Below are 20,395 nucleotides of genomic sequence, written 5' to 3' on the forward strand. Positions count from 1 at the left end.
CAGCACCCCTAATTACGGTCGCGGTCTTTGCTCTTGTTCCTTGTTCCCGTCTTAACTAATCCTAAGGTACATCTCCCTATGCGGCCCTATTCCGGGTAGTTCAAATTCTTTAGATATAATTTCAAATCCAATGTCCTGATAAAATTTGCACGCCTTTTTCCGGGCATTACACCAAATATAGTTGGTTCCCTGGCCTTTGAGGTAAACAATGGAAAAGTTTAAAAGTTGGTTACCAATTCCCCTTCCCCGATAATCAGGATGGGTTACCATCCCACGGAGCTGATATCCTGCGCCGGGAAAACCCTCTCTCGGTTGTCTATGAAACGTAGCAATGCTCATCAATTCCGTATCCAAAAAATATCCAACATGAAAAGAACCTTCATCGTCGTCTCCAACAAAACCGCATAAATTACGATCCAATCCTGACCTCAATTCTGAGCTTCGCAAATCCCGTGTCTGGTCGGAGGTGATGAATTTTATCATAGGGACTTTTAATTGCTTTTTAGAGCAGCGATCTTTACAGCAAGGTCAGCCAGCCGATTTGAATAGCCGGATTCATTATCGTACCACCCCACAACCTTCACCAGGTCGCCGACGACTGATGTGAGCTGAGAATCAAAAATACACGAATGGGGATTTCCGAGTATGTCAACCGAAACAATGGGATCCGAAGTGTATTCCAAAACATTCTTGAGAAACCCTTCAGACGCTTTCTGGAAAGCGAGATTAATCTCTTCAGCAGTAGGGACCACTTTTAATATACATGTAAAATCCGTTAATGAACCATTAAGCACCGGGACCCGGATACCTGCTCCACCAAGTTTACCTTCAAGATGTGGAAATATATTAGTTATAGCCTTTGCAGCACCTGTTGTGGTTGGTATGATTGAGGCGGAAGCTGCTCTTGCCCGCCGCAGGTCTTTATGAGGAGCATCGTGCAGATTTTGGTCCCCGGTCATTGAATGTACTGTCGTAATGTATCCGTTCACCACACCCCAATTATCATCCAATACTTTAACCATGGTCGCGACATTATTTGTGGTACAAGATGCATTTGACAATATAGAGGACGACAGATCGGTTAGATCATCATTTACACCCAGAACAACTGTTGGCAAATCTTTATCACCTGAAGGTGCTGAAATAATAACTTGCGTAGCACCCGCTTTCAGATGCGCTGCAGCTAGTTCAGCGCTTGTAAATTTTCCGGTGGATTCAATAACCAAATCTACAGCCAGTTCGCGCCAGGGAAGTTTCTCCGGATGCTTTTCTGCGAATACACTTATCTGTCTGCCGTCGACAACTAGTCCCCTTTTATTACCATATACATTTCCTTTAAATCCACCGTGAACAGAATCGTATTTAAAGAGATGAGCCAATGTAGCCGTATCACTCAGATCATTCACCGCGACAATATCAATACCCTCTTTTTTCAGCAATGCACGCAGGGTAATTCTTCCAATACGTCCAAAACCATTTATTGCTACTCTCATACTCTATAATCAGAACATGGCAAAGTTATCACATTGAACGAAAAAGACCAGGTAAATCGTCCATGTTAAAAGCAATCGGCTTTTTTATAAACGCATTCTTGAATTATCATGTTTCATAGACAATTATTTCTAATTTTATCCCGTGCCCCAGCCCCTTAAAAATTAAGTTCATGCAATTAGAAATGATATTAATAGTTGATGATATACCTGAGAATCTATATTCTCCAAAAAGATTCCTGAACTGAATGGGTTTCCGGTTGATAATGTAAAACCCGTGCAGGAAAGTGCGATAAATGATGTTGAGGTGGAGATCCTTCTAAATGATCTGTTGGAATTATTTGGCTATGATTTCACGAATTATTCTAAGGCCTCAATCAAGCGCAGAATTAACAGACTATTTACCCTCGACAAATTCCCCAGTTTCGCAGAGTTTCGGTATCATCTCAAAACTGATTCAAAATATGTAAAACGTTTTGTAGAACAAATCACTGTTAATGTGACGGAGATGTTCCGTGACCCTTTATTCTATCAAGCCTTACGGGAAGATGTACTTCCCCAACTGGGCACCTACCCTTTTATCCGAATCTGGGTCGCCGGTTGTTCCACGGGTGAAGAGGCTTACTCGATCGCGATAGTTCTAAAAGAACTTAATTTGTATGATAAATCATTAGTATATGCCACCGACATTAATACTGAAGTATTAGATAAAGCAGGTAAAGGAATCTTCCCATTGAGCCAGATGAAGCAATATTCGGAAAATTACAGTCTTTCTGGAGGCAAGCACGATTTCTCAAGCTATTATTCGGTAAACTACAATTCAGCCAGGTTTGACGAAAACCTGAAATCTAAAATGATTTTTTCAACGCACAATCTGGTGTCCGATCATTCCTTTAATCAATTTCAACTAATTCTATGTCGCAATGTTCTGATCTATTTTGACAAATACCTGCAGGCTAAAGTTTTTGGACTTTTTGACGAAAGTCTGGAAAATCTTGGTTTTCTGGCGCTGGGCACAAAAGAAACGCTGCGTTTCTCTTCTATTGCTTCAAATTTCAAGCAATTAAATTCCCAAAAGATATGGCGCAAGGTATGATAGATACCCCAAAATACCGATACAACCCCCGTTGATTTACTTACCGGCAAAACGGAACATCAGGTTGTCGAGGCGAATGAAAAAGAATCCTCCCAGATTTAAGTGCATTGCCGAAACAATATTTTGTCTAACTTGTCTATACCATATGAATAACCAAGCCAGGAAACCAGAAAAATTAGAACCTCAAGATTCAGATCAAAAAAATATAGTAACGCCAAACACTGATATCGAGGCGGTTGTTAAGCCAGAGGATCAAACCTATACCAAAGAGGACGCGAATTTGCCTGATCCGGCTAAGAGAAGGGAAACTGATGAACAGCCTGTAAACCCCGTTAAAACACCCCCCAAAGATTAAAAAACTTGCCCCCACTCCGGAAGTTTTAGGAGAGCACTAACATCTCGATTGTTTTATTTTTCAAGGCTACGCTTTTTCTTTTGTGCTTTCAAAAAACTTAGCAATACTTTTTCATCGTGGTTTAAACCTTTTTCTCCCGTGAAATCAGTTGCTTTAGATAGTTTTTTAAGGTAAGGCTGAAGAGAGCCATTTTCATATTCTTCCAGCAGTGTTGGAAAAACATAGGATTTCTTACATATAGCTCGCGTATTGCCTAGTTTGGCCGCCACCTGGTCAATAACTGTTACAATTACTTTTTTTCTTAAAGTGACATTATCGGGATATTCAAACTCTGCAAGATGCTTCATAGTGTGCATAGTTCCAGCCCAGGTTCTGAAATCCTTGGCGGTGAAATCACAGCAACTAATTTCCTTGATATAGTTATTAACCTTCCCTGAATCGATAGACTTTCTGTCACCTCCAGGTGTGTAATACTGAAATAACTCCTGCCCAGGGATGTCTTTACACTTTTTTACCAGTCGGGCTAGCAGTCTGTCGGATATCCCGATTTCATGGTAAACCCCTTTTTTGCCTTTGAAACTCAGCATTAGCGAATTGCCTGTAATTTTCACATGCTTATCCCTGAGCGTCGTTAGTCCGTAAGAGCCGTATAACTGCTTATACGTTTCATTTCCTATTCTGATGAGGGTTTTCTGCATCATATTCACGGATATTGCCAATACCTTCCGTTCATCCAAGTGTTTACGTCGAAGATCCTTTTGAATATTCCTTCTAAATTCAGGGAGTTTGCTACCAAATTCAAGCAATCTGAAATATTTAGTCTCACTACGATAATTAATCCAATCGTTATGATATTTATATTGTTTTCTGCCAGCCTGATCAATCCCAGTTGCTTGTAAGTGAGCATTGGCCTTAGGCGCTATCCAAACCCTGGCCCATGCCGGCGGTATAGCAAGTTTCTTTATGCGGTCAAGGGTCTTCTGATCGGTAATGACTTTATCGTTTTTATCTGTGAAAACAAAACCGTTTTTGTCACTGATACGAGAGATCCCTGGGAGGGAGTCGCTTGAATAATTTAAACTTGTTTCCTCAAGTATGCACTCCAGATCGGTCATAAAGCAACAACCAATTAACAATGGAATTGTTTAAAGAGCACTGCCTTATTCCCATGGTTCTAAAAAGCCTGATGAGTATTATTTTATCTCAATTGTGGATTCGACTGCTTCGAGGGGTGAATTTTCTCCGTAATCCAAAATGGCAAGGGCAGAATATTTTCCTTTCGGGAGGGTAGGTGGAATTTTAAAATCGACCAGCCGCTTCCCGCCGGGGAAGACTGGGAAATCCTGTACCTCAAGTTTAAACTCCTTACCACTTTCAATATTGGTTAATTCCATATGAGCATAACAGTTTAACATGGTAGGACCGTTGTTCTTCATTTCAAAAACATAGGTGTCTGCACTCTTTTTGTCCTTATTCAATGATACAGCAACGGCAGATTTAGAGGTTATTGTGGGTGGTGTTTGATAAATATGCAAGCCCACACGAAATATTTCGCGGATGGTGGTTGTGATCCTCGCAGCTTTTTGAACCGTAGAATCATCAGAAATATAATTTTGTATGAATAGCATCGACCAGCGCATTCCCTCCTTTTCATTATAATCCGCCGGAACTTCCAGAGTAACAGGAATATCTACAACCTGATCCGGCGCCAATTCCACCACGTTTACTCCAAGCTTTACCCAAGAGGCGCATGATTGTTTTATTACCCCAGGCTTAAGATAGACGTGATTTCCTATCGAATCACGATACCAATCTGCGAGAGCCAATTGAAATGTATGCTTTTTAGTGGTAATATTTCTTACACTTACAAATTTGGTCTCCGTTGTTCCCGGAGCTAAATTATATGTAAGAGTAGATGGGTTGACATTCATCTGCTGTGCTAAAAGAAGCGACGGCAAAAACACAATACCAAACAAAAGGCTTAACCAAATCAGTCTAGTCATAATACAAATAGAGTAAAAAAAATACAGAATAAAATATAATTGCGTTATTTTTACCAGTTAGAATCATGGATCATGAAAAAAATTCTTCTTTGTATACTGATTTCTTTTCTGTGGCATATCGCCAAAGCTCAGAAAATGAGCCTTGATATCATAGGGACGGCCCCTGATTTCAATTACACTACCATAAGCGATTATGAGAACCAAAAGGTTGCTAATAATGCGATCCGCTTAAAAGTTGACACGAAAAGGAAAAATTTTCAAATTGGTTTCAGATCAGACGGACCGATAAAAACAAATAGCGGGCAAAGTATACCAGCAGAAAAATTTTCAATACGGATACATAACACGATTCCTCTAATTCCCTTATCTTCAACCAATGATCAGCATTTAATTTCTAATAACAGGAAAGACAAAGACGAAGAAACATACTACCTGGACTTTATTGTTGCCCCTTTATACTTTGACTATGACCCTGGCAGCTATGTTGTGAATATCCTGTTTACCTTAACAAGCGACTGATATGAAATACTCCCCGTTATTTTTGCTCATCGTATTATTATGCATTTCTGATCTTATCTTCGCCCAAAAGAATAAGGAAGATTTTGAAAATACACAGGTAAGGCTTAATCTCAGTCCGGCACTGGAATTTGAAATGGATCCTAAATCAGACATATCCTTTAATTTTATAACTGCAAATGATATCGAGAACGGCATCATCAAAAGCCAATTCTCCCGTTTCCGCATAAAAGCCACACGTCCCTGGACCCTTAGCGTAAAATCTACGACACCTTATTTTAGTGGCAGCGGACCATATGCAAGTCGTGACATGCCCCCTTCCGTTTTGCAAATGAAAAAAACTAACAGTACGGAATATATTCCTCTGGCATATACCGATGTACCCTTATTTACCGGGAGCAGAGGTGGAAATTTTACGCCGGGCAATGATTTTAAAGCCGATATTAAATTCACCCCAGGTTTTGACTATAACGAAGGCTACTATTTTATTACATTGGTTTACACGTTAACAGCAATGTAAGTCACCCCACATCGATGGGCGTTTCTGCAAAAAATACCCGGTTTGCGGCGATTTTGGGTATATATATGAAACTCAGCTTAAACTTCTTGATCAGTTTGATGATTAAACAAATGACATCACATTTGTCTTAATAGTATCATAAATTAATATTTATGATAAAATGTTGCCTTTCGCTAGTAATGAAAGTGCTTATGGCTTATACTGTTCAGGCACAATCTATTATTGCTGCACTTGGCGCTTCGATTAATTCTAAGGTTAATTTTACAGTTACAGGAACTCCCACCCTTGCCCCGTTTACTACCGATAGCGAAATAGAGAACGGGCAAGTAACAGATGCTGTCAATTTCGCTATAAAATCAAACAGGCTTTCGAAGTTAACTACATCTGTAAGCAATATCGTTAGCACACCCATTTCCGGGGGACCCGCAACTATTACAGTTCCTTTACAGCCATTGAATATTTCCTGGGGTGTAATTAACGGTGCCGGCGGGACTGTGACGTCCTGGACAGCTTTCGCTAACGCAACTATCACCACAACAGCGTCGGTTGAAGCAAAAACTGGTTCCAGAGGTGCTCCCGCGGTAAGCGGCAATACGTTCACCCTAAGATATAAAGTAATTCCTGGCTTTTCTGTTGACCCGGGTACATATGCAGTAGATGTAACTTATACAGTGAGTGCTCAATAAAGAGCGGAATGAAACCACACAAAGCAATGTTTTATCCTATCTTGTTTGAATGCATGGATTATGGGTATTTACCGTGAAAGTTTATTGAATTAAAGTAAATGGGAATTTATTCCCCAATTATCCCCAAGTTGTAGAATAATATCTACAGTTACCCAATTGAGATTTATTCATATAATCTAAAAACCCCCCGATATGATACGGTTAATAGACAATAGCTTGCGTGGCATTACATTTGTCTATTTCATTGTAATTAAAAAAGTGATGTTAAACCATTATAATTAAGAACAAAATAATCACCTAATGAAAAAATGTCTACTTACATTATCACTGATAACGATTATCAGCTTTGTTGCACAGGCACAAGTTATCAATGCTGCAATTAGTTCTTCAGTTAACGCTACAGTTACTGGAACACCAGACATAGCAGCTTTTGCTACAGATAGCGACATCGAGAACGGTCTTATCACCGCGCCGGTCAACTTCGCTGTAAAATCTAACAGGCTTTGGAAGTTAACTACTACTATTACTGGTATCGTAGGAACACCAATTACTGGCGGCCCTGGAACTATTGAGGCTCCTTTACTGCCATCAAATATTGCCTGGGGTGTAATAAATGGAGCCGATGGTACGCCAAGCTCATTCACAACTTTCAGTGCAACTGTTAATACTCCGACTCAAGCTAAAACAGGAACCAGAGGTTCTGCCCTCGTCTCTGGCAATACATTTACCTTAAGGTATAAAGTGACCCCTGGTTTTGCTGTTGATCCAGGCACTTATGCAGTAAGTGTAACCCACACTGTGAGCGCTCAGTAAGCTTCAATCCGATTTTTTTAAAATAATGGAAAGTGAGGTTTATTATAGACCTCACTTTCTTTGTTTAAACCAATTAAACCGCTAGTCTAAAAGCGGACGGATATACAACACAATGAAAAGTCTGATAACCCTTCTGTCGATACTCATGCTGATGACCTCAGCGAATGCTCAGCAAGGAAACTTAATTAATAGATCCGGATCGTCTAACATTCCAGGTTCCATGAATCTGGCTGTTACCACGGGCGCGATAACAATAGCACCTTTCGTGTCGCAATCTGAGATAGAAATGGGTCTTGAGACGACGAATGTCCGTTTTACTATCAAATCTAATAAAGACTGGAAACTAGCAACAGAGATAGGAACCATTACTGCCAATCCTCTGTCAGGTGGAGCGGGTCCAGCCACTATAACTTCACCCTTGACTTATAACCATATTAAATATTATACTAGTTCTTCAGATAATGAAATATATAGCAATATGAACTCTTTTCCGGGAACGATCGTGCATGTAAAAACTGGCCTTAAGGGGAATATTCAAAAGGCAGGCAATACATTTAATTTGAAATTCAAGATCATTCCGGGGTTTGAAGTAGATCCGGCAACCTACACCATTCCTCTTATATATACATTAAGCGCACAATAAAAAATTAGATTTGAGTCTGGCTTACGGCATAAAGAAGTTTTTGGCAACCCTTACCTTTCTGGTAGTGGGGCTTTGCTATGCAGAAGCGCAAATGAGTGCCGGCGTTCCCGTTTTTGTGGATATAGAACTCGAATCGGGGGCCATTACCGTACCTTCGTTCGCCAGTGAATCTGATATTACAAACGGCCTGGAAACGTCGGTAGTGAGATTTAAAATAAAAGCAAATAACGACTGGAAAGTAGATACACAGATTGGTACGATTGTCTCAACTCCAATTCCAAATGGACCATCAACGATTTTACATCCTTTAACCTACAGCAATTTTAGTTACATTGTTTCTCCTAATCAAAACGATATCTATAATGCTCCGGTCGCATTTTCTAATGCACTTGTTACCGTGCTAACAGGAACCAAAACTGGGACAGATAAAAAATTTAGTATCAAATTCAAGATTACACCGGGCATGTCTGTCGACCCGGCAGCATACACAATACCTATTATTTATACTATCAGTCCAGAATAATATTATGAAAAAAGGACATATTTTATTATTAAGCATTGGCTTTTGTATTGGGGTGTTACCGGCAGCAGCTCAGGGAAACCGGAATATCAATCAGACGATTTATTCAAACCAATATTCAACCACAATAGAACCCCTTCTAGTACTATCCAGCAGCTCTACTCTAACCCTGCCGTCATTTACGAATGCAAGCGAATTGGAAAATGGGCTTGAAAGCTCACCTATTAACCTCGCAATAGGAGCTAATGTGAACTGGAAACTTACAACGGAAATAGGCGTTATTACATATGTACTAAATGGCGACAGCCCAGCTTTGATAAACTCTCCCCTAACATTTGCAAACTTTACTTTCTCAACCACCGACGTAAATGACGTATTCCTTCCTTTTACACCCTTTAACATCAATTTTCAGGCAGTTACAAAGACAGGTACTCTTGGAAATCCGGCTGTTTCCGGCAATACTTTCAATTTGAAATTAAAGATCACTCCAGGGTATGAAGTTGATCCCGCTTATTACACGGTACCAATTATACTTACGCTAAGCGGGCAATGATTCCAGTATAGCCCATTCAAACAACAAACTAATTAATTACATTTAGTTATGTTTGGCATATTACACCGGGAATAATAGTGGTTAAGGATAATTCTCCTTTTTTCGATATAAAAACTTATCGGCTGTGGTATTTCTGCATTTTTATCGCCGTTCAACTGACCACAAGTCTGGCATACAGCCAAAACTCTGTAAAGAAAATTTCAAGTCTGGATGTCTCACTTTTAAGAGACACACTTACACTTGAAGGCAATGCTTTTTCCTTTAATAACATTCGGGTTAATAATACAGGACAGATATCCCGTACATTTAACATTGATTTAGAACTCCCTTCCGACTGGTCGAAAATCATTGAACTTCAAAAGCTATTCACTATTCAACCGGGCGAAACCCTTATAATTCCTTTTCGGATAGCTGCCTCTCCAGGATCTCAAAGCGATAAAAGCTACAATGCAACATTGAAGTTCTCAATGCCCAATGAAAACTTAAGTGAGACACTAACAATGGTATGCCTGGTTAAATCCCGTTCAGCATGGAAAATGACTCTGCCAAACAACAGCATTCTTAAACAGGTAACTGGAGAAAACGCGATATTTCCTGTTTTACTGCGAAATTCAGGAAGCGTACCAGAACAGATTTCGCTCAATTTTAAAGACAATATTGGGCTGAATATCCCCGACATGTTAAACGTGACGGTGCCCCCGGGGAGTGATACACTTTTACAGGTAAGCATTCCTGCGGATGATCGTTTTCAGAACGCCCGGGAAGTCCGCATTATCGTTGAAGCAAGCAGTAAATCAAAAGATAAACAGTCAGCTGAACAGCTAATTTCTGCATTGAACTCCTCTCTGAGAGCTAATAAGACACCATGGTTCAATCTACCACTTACCTTAGAAGTAGTAGGGCAAAATGCTTTTAGTGCCGGCGAAACATACACTATGAACGGACAATTAACCCTTGGTTTTAAGAATGAGCGGGACGTATCCATGAACTACCAGAGTGAAAGCCTCTATGGAGCCAGAGGAGGACAATCTTTTATTCAGGCGCTATACCGGTCGAAAGGATTAACCCTTAGCGCGGGCGATCAGACCGGATTTAAAAACTTTCAGATGATTGGTTATGGCGTTCGGGGTACTATACCATTGCGTAATAAAACTCAGGAAATACAAGTATCTGCAATAAAGAGCAAACAGTATAGTACTTCACAATTTACCTATCAGCACCAGTTCACAACAAAAAAAGGCAGTTTCACTATTGAAAACTTTGGATTCCTGGACCCCGATAAAGGAATAAACAGCTATATCTCGGAATTAATGCTAAAAAGTTCTCTTGGAAAAAATACAACTTTTGGTCTTCTTCAAGCTGGGGGCTTCGAAGATATTGATCAACCGGTGTTTTCTGACAGGAGGTTATCATCGCGTACAGCATTTCAACTGAACAGTAAATATAAAAGTCTTTTTATCCGATCGAGTACTGACAGATCTTCAAAGTACTATCCTGGATTTAATAAAGGCCTATTTACAAGCACAAACGATATTGGTGTTACAGGCAAAGTACAGTCTCTATCCGCTTTCGCAAATATTAACTATCGTGGAGCAATACCAGATTCCGGAATTTATGAAGCATTATTAAGCCTTAACAGCAAGGAATATGGTCTGAAGTATGGTTTATCCGGAAAAACCTGGAGTAATTTCTTAACGGCCTCTTACCTGAACCAGACAGAAGCCGGGGCTGACTCCATAAAGAGTGGGACTTACAAATTAGGCCTTGCAATGAACAAAAGATTTGGTCAAAGTGCATTTTTGAATTTAGCGGTCAACGCCGGAAAAATCAGTCTTCCCGGACTGGATAGCGTCAAGTCCACCAGTTTCAACAGTAGTGGTACATTCCAGAGGAAAAATGTTGGAATTAATGCCCGCTATGAATATGGTTTTTCCCAGTTAGGCGACATAAATACATTCTTGCGCACTGGTCAAATACCGAAAAGACTGAACGGAAATATTTTCATTGAAAATTCCCTATTCAATAAAAATCTTCAGTTCAGAAACCAGGGAGATTTTAACCTGAATTATAGTAGCAACGACAAAAATTTCTCCCTAAGGTCAGATATTATCTTTAATCTCCGAAAATCTTACACCCAGTTTAAACTTTCTTATCTCAGAACTTTCAATAATATAGGCAGTTCGAATATCAACTTAAGCATCAGGAAAAATCTTAATCTGCCCCTTCCGGGGATAAGAAAGTTTGAAACAATGGAAGTGGTGCTTTTCAAAGATCTCAATGCCGACAGCGTTTATAATGAGGGCGACGAAGTATTGCCTGGCGCAACTATACGTATTAACGGAAAATCATTCATTAGTGACGAAAAAGGGAAGATTTTTTACAGAAACGTTAGCAGGGGTGTTTATGATCTTGATCTTACGTTGAGCGCCCAAAAAAGCTGGGTGCCGCGGACCGCCTTCAGACAATCTGTAGAAGTAAACAAAGAAACCAATATTTTTATACCCTTTAAAAAGACAGCTTTTTTCACCGGGAAGGTAATTGTGAACAGAGCTTTAAATAGCACAAAAACTTTCAGTCTCGAAAATATAAAAATCATGGCTGTAAGCTCCAAAGGTGAGACTTTTACCACACTAACAACTCAGAACGGGTCTTTTTCTTTTAGTGTGCCCGAGGATCGGTACGAAGTAAGAATTTTTAGTTCCTCCTTTGATTCAAGTTTCCAGGTTTCAGAAAGCGTACTCTATGCTGATTTAGCAAGCCAGGCAGAAATCAAGCCTTTGGAATTTATTATTACTGAACAAAAAAGGCAAATCAATATCAGGAAAGCGGGCCCTTAACGGTCGGTGTTTATCTCTTTCCACAACAGGTCTTTCAGCTCTACCAGTCCCTTTTGAGCAACGGAAGAAATGAATATACAGTGTAAACCGGGCAGGTCGGTTTTCATTTCATCCATCAATTCTTCATCCAGCATATCCGACTTGCTTACCGCTAAAACACGGGGCTTCTGCATGAGTTCCGGATTATACTGCTCAAGCTCGTTTAGAAGAATCCGGTATTCCTCTTTTATGCTTCTGCTGGTATCCGCAGGAACCAAAAATAACAGCACGGAATTCCGCTCGATATGTCTTAGAAAACGAATACCCAAGCCTTTGCCTTTGGATGCTCCTTCAATTATACCGGGGATATCAGCCATCACAAAGGATTTATTCCCCCTGTATGATACTATCCCCAGATTTGGAACGAGGGTTGTAAAAGCGTAATCTGCAATCTCTGGTTTGGCAGCAGATACCACAGACAACAAAGTTGATTTACCCGCATTAGGGAAACCCACGAGGCCAACATCGGCAAGGATTTTTAACTCGAGCACCATCCATTCTTCCTTGCCAGGTTCACCGGGTTGCGAATATCGCGGTGTCTGTTTAGTTGAAGTCTTAAAATGCCAGTTTCCAAGGCCGCCCCTGCCTCCGGGAGTAAGTATTTTTGTTTCACCGTCTTTTGTGATCTCAAATAAAATCTCACCTGTTTCAGAGTTCCGGGCTATGGTTCCTAAGGGGACTTCCAGCACTTCATCTTCGCCTGTACGACCAGATCTTTGTCCGCTGGAACCCGGCAAACCATTTTCAGCAATTATATGCTTCCGGTATTTGAGATGGAGAAGCGTCCAGAGCTGACTATTTCCTTTTAGAATGATATGACCACCGCGGCCGCCATCACCACCGTCAGGGCCTCCCTTGGAAGTTAAAATGTCTCTATGTAAATGGGATGACCCGGCACCGCCATGGCCAGACCGACAGCATATCTTTACGTAATCAACAAAATTTGAGTTCTGAGACATGGTGCGCGGTTTTTTAAGCGTTTCCGGTTCCTACTATAGAACTCTGGAAAAATTGTCTATCACGCTACAGATCGATGCAAAGATCTCATCTACAGTGCCAATTCCATTGATGCTGGTAAACTTATTCTGATCCCTATAATAGTTCGCTACAGGAGCCGTTTTAGAGTTGTATTCGTTAATACGTTTACGTATCACTTCAGGATTAGCATCGTCCGGCCTGCCTGAATTTTTCCCGCGATTCAAAAGACGCTTTTCCAGTTCCTGATTGTCGACCACCAATGCCACCATTCCGGAAATAATAGAAGATTTACTTTTCAATAATTCATCCAGGGCCTCTGCCTGAGCAACCGTCCTTGGAAAACCATCAAAAATAAATCCATTGGCATCTTTATTCGAATCAAGCTTATTACTAATCATGCCGATAACTACTTCGTCGGGAACTAAAATCCCCTGGTCCATAAGCTTTTTTGCCTCTGTCCCCAGCTCTGTCCCCTGAGTGATCTCACCTCTGAGAATATCGCCCGTTGATAAATGAACAAGATGGTATTTTGCGATTAACTTTTCGGATTGTGTTCCTTTACCAGCGCCCGGAGGGCCAAACAAAACTAAGTTCAGCATTCGAATGATCTAAATTTAATTTCCTTCTGGTATCACCAGCAGGAAATGGGTGACAAGAATAGTTATCATTAAATCTTAAAAGCCTTTCCGTGTTATGGACGAAAAGGCTTTTCTTAAGTGTAATTGAGGGGAGCCGAACCCTAAACCTTCCCGATTACCTCGGAATGCCCGGACCAATTACCGCTCGTTGATTTATGCACTTTTATACGTGCACCTGAAGGGAGTCGAACCCCTAACCTCCTGATCCGTAGTCAGGTGCTCTATCCAATTAAGCTACAGGTGCCTTTTTTAACGGACTGCAAAAATATGCTTTCTTTTCAAACTAACGTAAGTTTTTTTAAAATTTCGCTGTATTTTATGCTAGCACACTAAAAAACAAGCTTTTTATTTATTTAAAGCCTCTCTAATGGCGTCGAAATCAGGCAAGTCTCCTGCTGATTCTAAAACTTCTGCATATAAAACGTTATGATCTTCGTTGAGCACAAATGCTGCCCGTTTAGCCACCCCCTTTAAATTAAAAGCGAATTCGTCGTAATATGCCCCGTAAGCTTGTGAAACTTCTTTATTAAAGTCGGACAGCAATGGAAATTGATAATTATTCTCTTCTTTGAATTTGGCCAAAGTAAATGGTGAGTCAACAGATATTGCCAGGATCTCAACTTCTTTGTCATCGTAATAACCGAATGTGTCCCGCATGGTGCAAAGCTGGGTAGTACAAACTCCTGTAAATGCCATTGGGAAGAAATGGATCACCAGCTTCTTACCCGCGTAATCAGCTAATGAAACTTCCTGAAGTTCAGAACTGTATAATTTAAAGTCAGGGGCTTTTTGCCCTTTAGATAAAGTCATATGCTATAATTATTTTTTTAAAGATAATTAATTTACTATGGTGCAATCAATGGTAATAAAATACTGACAATGTCAGGACATTTATGAAGCTGAATACGGTTTAAGCTGTGCTTCCAGGATTGCCATCCCCTCTTCAAAAGATCGTGGCTGATATCCTAACTCGCTAATAGCCTTGTCGAGAATAAAGCCGGTTTTTTTGGGCCTTCTGGCCGTTTGATTCAAACTCTCAGCGGATATCGGCTTAATCAATGACTTATCCAGGCCGTAGAAATCTGCCACCCGTTCCACGATCTCGATAATACTCATCAAGTCTTTTCCCGAAATATTGAAAACACCTTCTGCTTCCTTCTTAACTGCCAGGATGCACCCTATAGCGAGATCCTCAGCTAGGGTTGGCATGCGCCACTGATCATCCACTACATTAATCGGCGAGCCTTTTTCCAATGCCCCTTTAGCCCACAATACAATATTAGTCCTGCTCATATCACTTACGATACCATAAACAATAATAGTACGCAGAATAGTCCAGCGACAAGACGAAGATTTCAACAGCTCTTCGGCGCGAAGTTTTGTAAGTCCATAAAAGCTTAAGGGGTTGGGTGAAGCGTGTTCGGCATATGGTCCATCCTCGCCATCGAAAATAAAATCGGTGGATAAATGGATTAAATGAATATCATACTCTTCACAAACTGATATAAGAATAGAAACTACATCCACATTTAATGCAGTACACAGATCTCTTTCCGCTTCACATGTATCTACATTAGTCATTGCCGCGGTATTAATTATAGCATCAGGACGATGCTTTTTTACAAGTTCCACCAAGCGGCCCTTGTCGCGGACATCAAGTTCCTCATAGATATAGCCAGCTTTCGCCGGATGGCGGTTTGCACCCACTGATGTGACAATAATCTCTATATCCGCATCCAAAATACATATATCCGTCAGCTTTTGACCGAGCAGACCGTTGCTCCCGGTCACTAATATTTTCTTCATTATTATAATTTTCTTTAAACGGGCTTTTAACTATTGGGCCAACTCATGTTTTCCAAAATAAATCAAAATTCATAAAACGGGCAATTTAAATTTAGAATACCGTCAAAGTTTAGTCCGGCTATTTCAAGAATTCTTACTATTAGTATGAACGCCCTTTAAAATAGAAAAAGCCCTTTCCTAAAGAAAGGGCTCTGACATTCGTCCATATTCATCACACCCACTATAAAGGAATGTTAGAACAAGACATTACTATGCTTTTGTGTTGTTATTACGTGTAATAGCAACTATTATTACTATAAACACAGCAATACCAACAACCCAAACCCATGGTTGTCCGTACCAAACAGAATCTCCGCCGGCGTTGATATCAACTTCAACCTTTTCCGGAGCGGATTGTGCAAAAGTTTTAACAGATACTAATAAACTGCTTAAGATCATCGTAAGCGTCCAAAACGCTTTACCTAATTTCGAGAATGTTGATTGAGTGATTGTTTTCATGTTGTTTTGTTTAGATTTAGTTAATATTTATCACTAACAATTAAATAGGATTTTGGTTTTAGTCGGATATGAGATCCCGTGAAACGAAAAAAAAGCACTTTCCCAAAACAGCACATATTCTACAGGAAACAAGTTTTTAGAAGCCCAATCAAGTCTTCCCATAGCCTGAAAAAACGTTCTCAAATTATTGTATAAAAATTCTCAATTAAGTATTTGATTTACGGGGATAAAGAGTATTTTTGCAGACCAAAAAACACCCTTTAAAAAGGGCGTAAAATGTTGATTTAATAAAGTTTCAGAAAAAATATATGCCAAACTCCGGAAAAATAGCACAGATCATCGGACCTGTAGTCGACGTTAGCTTCACTGACAATGCACACTTACCAAAAATCTACGATGCACTTGAGATCGTAAAAGATAATGGACAAAAGATCGTTCTCGAAGTTCAGCAGCATCTTGGAGAAGATCGTGTAAGAGCAGTTGCGATGGATTCGACAGATGGGTTAGTACGTGGAATGAACGTTACTGACACAGGTTCTGCTATCAAAATGCCGGTTGGCGATAAAATTAAAGGACGTTTATTTAACGTGGTTGGCCAGGCTATCGATGGTATCGACGATGTAGATAACACAGATGGTTACCCTATCCACAATACACCTCCAAAGTTTGATGAGCTTTCTACTGAAACTGAAGTACTATTCACTGGTATTAAAGTAATCGATTTATTGGAGCCATATGCAAAGGGTGGTAAAATCGGATTGTTCGGAGGAGCAGGTGTTGGTAAAACTGTTCTTATCATGGAATTGGTAAACAACATTGCAAAAGCATACTCAGGTTTATCGGTATTTGCAGGTGTAGGTGAGCGTACACGTGAAGGAAATGACCTTTTGCGTGAATTTATCGAGTCTGGCGTAATCAACTACGGAGATGCTTTCAAGCATTCGATGGAAGAAGGGGGCTGGGACCTTGCATCAGTTGATAAAGAAGCATTAAAAGATTCAAAAGCGACTTTGGTATTCGGACAAATGAATGAGCCTCCTGGTGCACGTGCACGTGTGGCTTTGTCTGGTCTAACTGTAGCTGAATATTTCCGTGATGGTGAAGGCGAAGGACAAGGAAAAGATATCCTTTTCTTTGTTGACAATATCTTCCGTTTCACTCAGGCAGGTTCAGAAGTATCAGCACTTCTTGGCCGTATGCCGTCCGCAGTAGGTTACCAGCCAACACTGGCAACTGAGATGGGATTAATGCAGGAGCGTATTACATCAACAAAACGTGGTTCAATTACTTCAGTACAGGCCGTTTACGTTCCTGCGGATGATTTGACTGACCCGGCACCGGCAACTACATTTGCCCACCTTGATGCGACAACAGTACTTTCACGTAAGATTGCTGAGCTTGGTATCTACCCGGCAGTGGATCCCTTGGATTCAACTTCAAGAATCTTGAATGCAGCAACACTTGGCGATGAGCACTACGGCACGGCACAACGTGTTAAAGAAATCTTACAACGTTATAAAGAATTACAGGATATCATCGCCATCTTAGGTATGGATGAACTTTCTGAAGAAGATAAATTAGTCGTAGGCCGCGCGCGCCGTGTTCAACGTTTCCTTTCACAGCCGTTTTTCGTTGCTGAGCAGTTCACTGGTTTAAAGGGTGTATTGGTCGACATTAAAGACACCATTAAAGGATTCAACATGATTATGGACGGTGAAGTAGACGAATACCCTGAAGCAGCCTTCAACCTTGTAGGTACCATTGAGGATGCGATCGAAAAAGGAAAGAAATTATTAGCTGAAGCCAACGCATAAGAGACTTGACATTAGATATGAGACATTAGATATGAGATCGGGCTTTACATCCAGTTCTCACATCTCAAATCTCACATCTCACATCTATAATTATGAAACTAGAAATATTAACCCCCGATAAAAAGGTTTTCGAAGGCGAAGTAAGATCTGTAACCGTACCTGGTACTATGGGGTCTTTCGAAGTATTAAAAGACCACGCCCCTATTGTTTCAACTTTAGAGGATGGAAAAGTGATCATTCGTACTGGAAATTCTGAAGAAACCATTTTAATAAAAGGTGGAGTAATAGAAGTGCTTAATAATAATATTATGGTGCTTGCCGAAGGAGCACAAAACTCCTAGAAATAAATCTTTAAAAAAGCCCCTTGGATCACACGATCTAAGGGGCTTTTTTTATGCGCTCTATTCTCACTTATTTTTCCATTCTATAGATTTTCAGGCAGAATAATGAGACCATGCTATGCATGCATAGTTTTTTGAACTGAAAACCCAAAACGGTTTTGGTATACAGATCAGAACTTTCACGGCATCATCTATTTAATTTCAATATTATATTCCGAATTAAGTCACTATACCAAATTATATTCTTAATTAAAAAATAATCATTAAAGCTTGGTATAAATAAACGAAGGCTTTAAATTGAGATATAAATAAAAACGCGATTGTATGAACGTTTTCAAGATGGATAATTTGCAAATAAATAGCACTAATTTAAGGATCAAATCACTTGAACTCCTGGTCCTGAATATTCTGCTCATTAACATCCTCATCCTCTTTGCATAGGCGCTAAATTCAAACATTTTATTGAAAAAATCAGACGCCTTCCTCTAACCGAAAGGCTTTTTTTTTAGAACATTAATGAAGGACAGAAGACGCAAAACAATTAAAGTATAAATGGAACTTAATAAATACAGCAAGACAATAACACAAGACCCGACGCAACCTGCCTCACAGGCAATGCTACATGGAATTGGTCTGACTAAAGCAGATCTCGCAAAAGCGCAGGTGGGAATTGTTAGCATGGGATATGACGGCAATACCTGTAATATGCACCTGAATGATCTGGCTCAGGTTGTTAAAAAAGGAGTTTGGAACAATGACCTTGTCGGACTTATGTTTCATACCATAGGAATAAGTGATGGGATAACAAATGGAACTGAAGGGATGCGTTTTTCTTTGGTTTCGCGCGACCTTATTGCTGATTCTATAGAAACTGTCTGCGGAGGACATTATTACGATGCTTTAATCGCTCTACCAGGTTGTGATAAAAATATGCCCGGAGCTATAATGGCTATGGGAAGGCTGAACCGGCCCGCCATTATGGTTTACGGCGGAAGTATACATTCTGGAAATTATAAAGGCCAATCGCTGAACATTGTGTCCGCATTCGAAGCTTTAGGCCAAAAAATGGCTGGGAACCTGAACGAAGAAGATTTTCAGGGTATAATAGAACATGCTTGTCCGGGCGCTGGTGCTTGTGGGGGAATGTACACTGCAAACACAATGGCCTCTGCTATTGAAGCGTTGGGCATGAGCTTACCGTACAGTTCTTCCTACCCAGCTCTTAGCCAGGAAAAGAAAGATGAATGCCTGGAGGCGGGAAAACACATCCGTACGCTTCTGGAAAAAGATATCAAACCACGCGATATCATGACTCAAAAAGCATTTCATAACGCTATAGTTACTGTTATGGTGCTTGGCGGATCTACCAATGCAGTATTACACCTTATCGCTATGGCGAAATCGGTAGGAGTCAAACTTGAACTTGCTGATTTCCAAAAAGTAAGTGATGAGACATCCGTTATCGCTGATCTTAAGCCAAGTGGGAAGTATATGATGGAAGATGTGCACAATATTGGGGGAATGCCTGCGGTATTGAAATATCTTTTGAAAAAAGGGCTTGTTCATGGTGATTGCATGACGGTAACCGGCAAGACCCTTGCAGAAAACGTTGCAGATGCCGTTGACCTGGATTTTAATACCCAGGATGTTATCCTCCCTTATGAAAACCCGGTTAAAAAAACAGGCCACTTACAAATGCTATATGGTAACCTCGCCCCTTTGGGATCTGTTGCGAAAATCAGCGGAAAGGAAGGCGAAAAGTTTACCGGCCCAGCAAGGGTATTTGACGGCGAATTCGAACTTATTGCCGGAATTAATAACGGTAAAGTAAAAGCAGGTGATGTAGTTGTAATCAGATTTGTGGGACCAAAAGGAGGGCCGGGCATGTCTGAAATGTTAAAACCTACTTCGGCCATTTTCGGCGCGGGCCTCGGTTCATCTGTAGCCCTCATTACAGATGGTCGTTTCTCTGGCGGAACACATGGATTTGTAGTAGGACATATCACTCCTGAGGCTTTCGAAGGTGGAAACATCGGACTTGTAAAAGACAACGACATCATCGAACTGGACGCCACTAAAAACTCTATTAATCTAATGATCTCTGAAGAAGAGATGGAAGCAAGAAGGGCGGCCTGGAAACAGCCTGAGCCCCCGGTAAAAAATGGGGTATTATTTAAGTATTTCAGACAAGTAAAAAACGCCAGTGAAGGCTGTGTTACAGACGAAGCATAAATGATTGTGTTCGGTGG

Annotated in this window: 22 protein-coding genes and 1 tRNA gene; 13 read left to right on the forward strand and 10 right to left on the reverse strand. The window is 40.5% G+C overall.

Annotation, left to right across the window (positions count from 1 at the left end):
• Positions 1-51: 51 nt before the first annotated feature.
• Both WBJ10_RS14950 and gap read right to left on the reverse strand, forming a co-directional pair.
• Positions 52-483 (reverse strand): GNAT family N-acetyltransferase, encoded by a 432-nt coding sequence (locus tag WBJ10_RS14950; protein WP_424291697.1) that lies wholly within the window; start codon positions 481-483, stop codon positions 52-54.
• A gap of 8 nt (positions 484-491) precedes the next feature.
• Entirely contained in the window at positions 492-1,493 is a 1,002-nt protein-coding gene (gene gap, locus WBJ10_RS14955) for a type I glyceraldehyde-3-phosphate dehydrogenase (RefSeq protein ID WP_424291699.1), read from the reverse strand.
• 274 nt (positions 1,494-1,767) lie between these two features.
• On the opposite strand from gap, the gene WBJ10_RS14960 reads away from it, so the two are divergent.
• Both WBJ10_RS14960 and WBJ10_RS14965 read left to right on the forward strand, forming a co-directional pair.
• Positions 1,768-2,586 (forward strand): CheR family methyltransferase, encoded by an 819-nt coding sequence (locus tag WBJ10_RS14960; protein WP_424291701.1) that lies wholly within the window; start codon positions 1,768-1,770, stop codon positions 2,584-2,586.
• Between the two features lie 145 nt (positions 2,587-2,731).
• The gene (locus tag WBJ10_RS14965; RefSeq protein WP_424291703.1) at positions 2,732-2,941 is read left to right on the forward strand and encodes a hypothetical protein; all 210 of its coding nucleotides are present in this window, start codon (positions 2,732-2,734) and stop codon (positions 2,939-2,941) included.
• A gap of 53 nt (positions 2,942-2,994) precedes the next feature.
• Here WBJ10_RS14965 and WBJ10_RS14970 read toward each other — a convergent pair whose 3' ends face one another.
• Together WBJ10_RS14970 and WBJ10_RS14975 are read right to left on the reverse strand one after the other, a co-directional pair.
• A complete protein-coding gene (locus WBJ10_RS14970; RefSeq protein WP_424291705.1) occupies positions 2,995-4,056 on the reverse strand; it encodes a DNA topoisomerase IB in 1,062 nt (353 codons plus the stop codon).
• 78 nt (positions 4,057-4,134) lie between these two features.
• Positions 4,135-4,944, reverse strand: a complete 810-nt coding sequence (locus WBJ10_RS14975; RefSeq protein WP_424291707.1) for a hypothetical protein — start codon at positions 4,942-4,944, stop codon at positions 4,135-4,137.
• 72 nt (positions 4,945-5,016) lie between these two features.
• Here WBJ10_RS14975 and WBJ10_RS14980 point away from each other — a divergent pair, with 72 nt between their 5' ends.
• From WBJ10_RS14980 to WBJ10_RS15015, 8 genes are all read left to right on the forward strand, one after another.
• Positions 5,017-5,463, forward strand: coding sequence for a hypothetical protein (locus tag WBJ10_RS14980; protein WP_424291709.1), 447 nt, complete (start codon positions 5,017-5,019; stop codon positions 5,461-5,463).
• Between the two features lies 1 nt (position 5,464).
• Positions 5,465-5,980: a hypothetical protein gene (locus tag WBJ10_RS14985; RefSeq protein WP_424291711.1), complete on the forward strand. Its 516-nt coding sequence runs from the start codon at positions 5,465-5,467 to the stop codon at positions 5,978-5,980.
• A gap of 152 nt (positions 5,981-6,132) precedes the next feature.
• A complete protein-coding gene (locus WBJ10_RS14990; protein ID WP_424291713.1) occupies positions 6,133-6,666 on the forward strand; it encodes a hypothetical protein in 534 nt (177 codons plus the stop codon).
• 300 nt (positions 6,667-6,966) lie between these two features.
• Positions 6,967-7,479, forward strand: coding sequence for a hypothetical protein (locus WBJ10_RS14995; RefSeq protein ID WP_424291714.1), 513 nt, complete (start codon positions 6,967-6,969; stop codon positions 7,477-7,479).
• A gap of 112 nt (positions 7,480-7,591) precedes the next feature.
• A complete protein-coding gene (locus tag WBJ10_RS15000) occupies positions 7,592-8,122 on the forward strand; it encodes a hypothetical protein (RefSeq protein ID WP_424291716.1) in 531 nt (176 codons plus the stop codon).
• Positions 8,123-8,132: 10 nt separating this feature from the next.
• The gene (locus WBJ10_RS15005) at positions 8,133-8,645 is read left to right on the forward strand and encodes a hypothetical protein (RefSeq protein ID WP_424291718.1); all 513 of its coding nucleotides are present in this window, start codon (positions 8,133-8,135) and stop codon (positions 8,643-8,645) included.
• 4 nt (positions 8,646-8,649) lie between these two features.
• Positions 8,650-9,195 (forward strand): hypothetical protein, encoded by a 546-nt coding sequence (locus tag WBJ10_RS15010; protein ID WP_424291720.1) that lies wholly within the window; start codon positions 8,650-8,652, stop codon positions 9,193-9,195.
• 77 nt (positions 9,196-9,272) lie between these two features.
• Positions 9,273-12,032 carry a hypothetical protein gene (locus WBJ10_RS15015; protein WP_424291722.1) on the forward strand — a complete coding sequence of 920 codons (2,760 nt, stop codon included), beginning with the start codon at positions 9,273-9,275 and terminating at the stop codon, positions 12,030-12,032.
• Here WBJ10_RS15015 and obgE read toward each other — a convergent pair.
• The 6 genes from obgE to WBJ10_RS15045 form a co-directional block, all read right to left on the reverse strand.
• Positions 12,029-13,030, reverse strand: a complete 1,002-nt coding sequence (gene obgE, locus WBJ10_RS15020) for a GTPase ObgE (protein WP_424291724.1) — start codon at positions 13,028-13,030, stop codon at positions 12,029-12,031. The genes WBJ10_RS15015 and obgE overlap by 4 nt on opposite strands.
• A 33-nt stretch (positions 13,031-13,063) precedes the next feature.
• On the reverse strand, positions 13,064-13,648 hold the full coding sequence (locus WBJ10_RS15025) for an adenylate kinase (RefSeq protein WP_424291726.1): 585 nt from the start codon (positions 13,646-13,648) through the stop codon (positions 13,064-13,066).
• A gap of 209 nt (positions 13,649-13,857) precedes the next feature.
• A tRNA-Arg gene (locus tag WBJ10_RS15030) sits at positions 13,858-13,931 on the reverse strand.
• 101 nt (positions 13,932-14,032) lie between these two features.
• Complete coding sequence (locus tag WBJ10_RS15035) at positions 14,033-14,497, reverse strand: redoxin domain-containing protein (RefSeq protein WP_424291728.1); 465 nt, start codon at positions 14,495-14,497, stop codon at positions 14,033-14,035.
• A gap of 81 nt (positions 14,498-14,578) precedes the next feature.
• The gene (locus tag WBJ10_RS15040; RefSeq protein WP_424291730.1) at positions 14,579-15,493 is read right to left on the reverse strand and encodes an SDR family oxidoreductase; all 915 of its coding nucleotides are present in this window, start codon (positions 15,491-15,493) and stop codon (positions 14,579-14,581) included.
• Positions 15,494-15,742: 249 nt separating this feature from the next.
• Entirely contained in the window at positions 15,743-15,991 is a 249-nt protein-coding gene (locus WBJ10_RS15045; protein WP_424291732.1) for a hypothetical protein, read from the reverse strand.
• 308 nt (positions 15,992-16,299) lie between these two features.
• Between WBJ10_RS15045 and atpD the strand changes: the two genes are divergently transcribed.
• The 3 genes from atpD (at position 16,300) to ilvD (ending at position 20,378) form a co-directional block, all read left to right on the forward strand.
• Complete coding sequence (gene atpD / locus WBJ10_RS15050; protein ID WP_424291734.1) at positions 16,300-17,805, forward strand: F0F1 ATP synthase subunit beta; 1,506 nt, start codon at positions 16,300-16,302, stop codon at positions 17,803-17,805.
• A gap of 92 nt (positions 17,806-17,897) precedes the next feature.
• Positions 17,898-18,146 (forward strand): ATP synthase F1 subunit epsilon, encoded by a 249-nt coding sequence (atpC, locus tag WBJ10_RS15055; RefSeq protein WP_424291736.1) that lies wholly within the window; start codon positions 17,898-17,900, stop codon positions 18,144-18,146.
• Between the two features lie 552 nt (positions 18,147-18,698).
• Complete coding sequence (gene ilvD / locus WBJ10_RS15060; RefSeq protein ID WP_424291737.1) at positions 18,699-20,378, forward strand: dihydroxy-acid dehydratase; 1,680 nt, start codon at positions 18,699-18,701, stop codon at positions 20,376-20,378.
• Positions 20,379-20,395: the final 17 nt, after the last annotated feature.

Source organism: Daejeonella sp., from assembly GCF_049655485.1.
Classification (GTDB): domain Bacteria; phylum Bacteroidota; class Bacteroidia; order Sphingobacteriales; family Sphingobacteriaceae; genus Daejeonella.